Origin of the sequence: Xanthobacter autotrophicus ATCC 700552 (assembly GCF_043194565.1) — a bacterium.
Lineage (GTDB): Bacteria > Pseudomonadota > Alphaproteobacteria > Rhizobiales > Xanthobacteraceae > Xanthobacter > Xanthobacter autotrophicus_F.
Map to the genome: position 1 here is coordinate 2501 of NZ_JBAFVS010000053.1, position 3354 is coordinate 5854.

Below are 3354 nucleotides of genomic sequence, written 5' to 3' on the forward strand. Positions count from 1 at the left end.
GGTCGTGGGGGAGAGGCGCAAGCCTTTTCCGATGCGATCGTCGGGTGCTGACCGCACCTTCGTCGAGACAATGCGAAGCTGGTCTTTTCAAATATGACCGTCGATCCATTTGGCCTGGTGGCGCAAGCGGCCTGGGCAAATTCCCGCAAGGGTGACCTCTGCCGAGGGGTGGGCATCGACGATGAGAACGATCAAGTGTCTTAAGGGCATTCGGTGGATGCCTTGGCGCTAAGAGGCGACGAAGGACGTGATACGCTGCGATAAGCTTCGGGGAGCTGCGAATGAGCTTTGATCCGGAGATTTCCGAATGGGGAAACCCACCTTCGAAGACTGGAACTCCGAGGTTTCGACCTCGGAAGAGCTTAGGCTCAACGAGGTTTAGGCTTCGGATTTCCAGTTTTCACATGAAGGTATTTAACCCTGAATACATAGGGGTTAAAAGCTAACCCGGGGAACTGAAACATCTAAGTACCCGGAGGAAAGGACATCAACAGAGACTCCGCTAGTAGTGGCGAGCGAACGCGGACTAGGCCAGTGGCGAATGCAAGACAAGTGGAACCGGTCAGGAAAGCCGGGCCTCAGAGGGTGATAGCCCCGTACACGTAATGCGAACATTCGTCCTCGAGTAAGGCGGGACACGTGAAATCCTGTCTGAACATGGGGGGACCACCCTCCAAGCCTAAGTACTCCTTAGCGACCGATAGCGAACCAGTACCGTGAGGGAAAGGTGAAAAGCACCCCGACGAGGGGAGTGAAACAGTTCCTGAAACCGGATGCCTACAAACAGTGGGAGCTCAAGGTTCGTCCTGAGTGACCGCGTACCTTTTGTATAATGGGTCAGCGACTTAGTCTGGCGAGCAAGCTTAAGCCGATAGGCGTAGGCGCAGCGAAAGCGAGTCTGAACAGGGCGTTCAGTTCGTCGGATTAGACCCGAAGCCGGGTGATCTAGCCATGAGCAGGTTGAAGGTGGGGTAACACCCACTGGAGGACCGAACCGGTGCCTGTTGAAAAAGTCTCGGATGACTTGTGGCTAGGGGTGAAAGGCCAACCAAACCCGGAAATAGCTGGTTCTCCGCGAAAGCTATTTAGGTAGCGCCTCGTGCGAATACTCCTGGGGGTAGAGCACTGGAAGGGCTAGGGGGTCCCACAGACCTACCAAACCTTACCAAACTCCGAATACCAGGAAGTACTACACGGGAGACACACGGCGGGTGCTAACGTCCGTCGTGGAGAGGGAAACAACCCTGACTAACAGCTAAGGCCCCCAAGTCGTGGCTAAGTGTGAAAGGATGTGAGAGTCCGAAAACAACCAGGAGGTTGGCTTAGAAGCAGCCATCCTTTAAAGAAAGCGTAACAGCTCACTGGTCTAGGATTCTTGCGCCGAAAATGTATCGGGGCTCAAGCCACGCGCCGAAGCTTTAGGTTTGCCTTCGGGCAAGCGGTAGCGGAGCGTTCCGTAAGCCTGCGAAGGGACAGTCGTGAGACATCCTGGAGGTATCGGAAGTGCGAATGCTGACATGAGTAACGACAAACAGTGTGAAAGACACTGTCGCCGAAAGTCCAAGGGTTCCTGCGTAAAGCTAATCTGCGCAGGGTTAGCCGGCCCCTAAGGCGAGGCCGAAAGGCGTAGTCGATGGGAACCACGTGAATATTCGTGGGCCAGTGGGTGTGTGACGTATCCGGCAGATGGTTCGAGATTATTGGATTTCTCGGGCAATTCATGGGTACCAGGAAATAGCCCCCACATAGACCGTACCCGAAACCGACACAGGTGGACTGGTAGAGTATACCAAGGCGCTTGAGAGAACTATGCTGAAGGAACTCGGCAATTTACCTCCGTAACTTCGGGATAAGGAGGCCTCGGGCTTGGGCAACCAGGTTCGAGGGGCACAGACCAGGGGGTGGCGACTGTTTAGCAAAAACACAGGGCTCTGCGAAATCGCAAGATGACGTATAGGGTCTGACGCCTGCCCGGTGCCGGAAGGTTAAGAGGAGAGGTGCAAGCTTTGAATCGAAGCCCCGGTAAACGGCGGCCGTAACTATAACGGTCCTAAGGTAGCGAAATTCCTTGTCGGGTAAGTTCCGACCTGCACGAATGGCGTAACGACTTCCCCGCTGTCTCCAGCATAGACTCAGTGAAATTGAATTCCCCGTGAAGATGCGGGGTTCCTGCGGTCAGACGGAAAGACCCCGTGCACCTTTACTGTAGCTTTGCACTGGCATTCGTGTTTGCATGTGTAGGATAGGTGGTAGACGTTGAACCGAGGGCGCCAGCTCTCGTGGAGTCACCCTTGAAATACCACCCTTGGAAATATGAATGTCTAACCGCGGCCCGTCATCCGGGTCCGGGACAGTGCATGGTGGGCAGTTTGACTGGGGCGGTCGCCTCCCAAAGAGTAACGGAGGCGCGCGATGGTGGGCTCAGAGCGGTCGGAAATCGCTCGTTGAGTGCAATGGCATAAGCCTGCCTGACTGCGAGACTGACAAGTCGAGCAGAGACGAAAGTCGGCCATAGTGATCCGGTGGTCCCTCGTGGACGGGCCATCGCTCAACGGATAAAAGGTACGCCGGGGATAACAGGCTGATGATTCCCAAGAGTCCATATCGACGGAATCGTTTGGCACCTCGATGTCGGCTCATCACATCCTGGGGCTGGAGCAGGTCCCAAGGGTTCGGCTGTTCGCCGATTAAAGTGGTACGTGAGCTGGGTTCAGAACGTCGTGAGACAGTTCGGTCCCTATCTGCCGTGGGTGTAGGATTATTGAGAGGATTTGTCCCTAGTACGAGAGGACCGGGATGAACGTACCTCTGGTGGAGCTGTTGTGGCGCCAGCCGCAGTGCAGCGTAGCTATGTACGGTCGGGATAACCGCTGAAAGCATCTAAGCGGGAAACCCACCTCAAAACGAGTAATCCCTTGAGAGCCGTGGAAGACCACCACGTTGATAGGCCGGGTGTGTAAGCGTGGCGACACGTTCAGCTTACCGGTACTAATAGCTCGATTGGCTTGATCGTTCTCATCCTCAATGTTCACCACTGAACAGAGACGACAGTCATCTTTGATTAAAACCAGCTTCGTTTGCCCGATATGTGCTTTGCCGGCCTGGTGGCTATGGCGAGGAGCCTGAACCCGATCCCATCCCGAACTCGGCCGTTAAACTCCTCAGCGCCAATGGTACTTCGTCTCAAGACGCGGGAGAGTAGGTCGCTGCCAGGCCTGCAAAGCACATATCGCGCAATGCCCATATCCACACTCCCCAAAAACCCCCGGCGCTCCCAAGCGACGGGGGTTTTTGCTGTCTCCGGAATGCCCCTACCCAAGGCACCCCGATAGACAATCCGGCAAGATGAGCCAG

Annotated in this window: 2 rRNA genes; both read left to right on the forward strand. The window is 55.4% G+C overall.

From position 1 onward, the window contains the following. The first annotated feature begins 189 nt into the window (after positions 1-189). A 23S ribosomal RNA gene (locus V5F48_RS24755) occupies positions 190-3013 on the forward strand. Between the two features lie 87 nt (positions 3014-3100). Then, a 5S ribosomal RNA gene (gene rrf / locus V5F48_RS24760) occupies positions 3101-3215 on the forward strand. Positions 3216-3354: the final 139 nt, after the last annotated feature.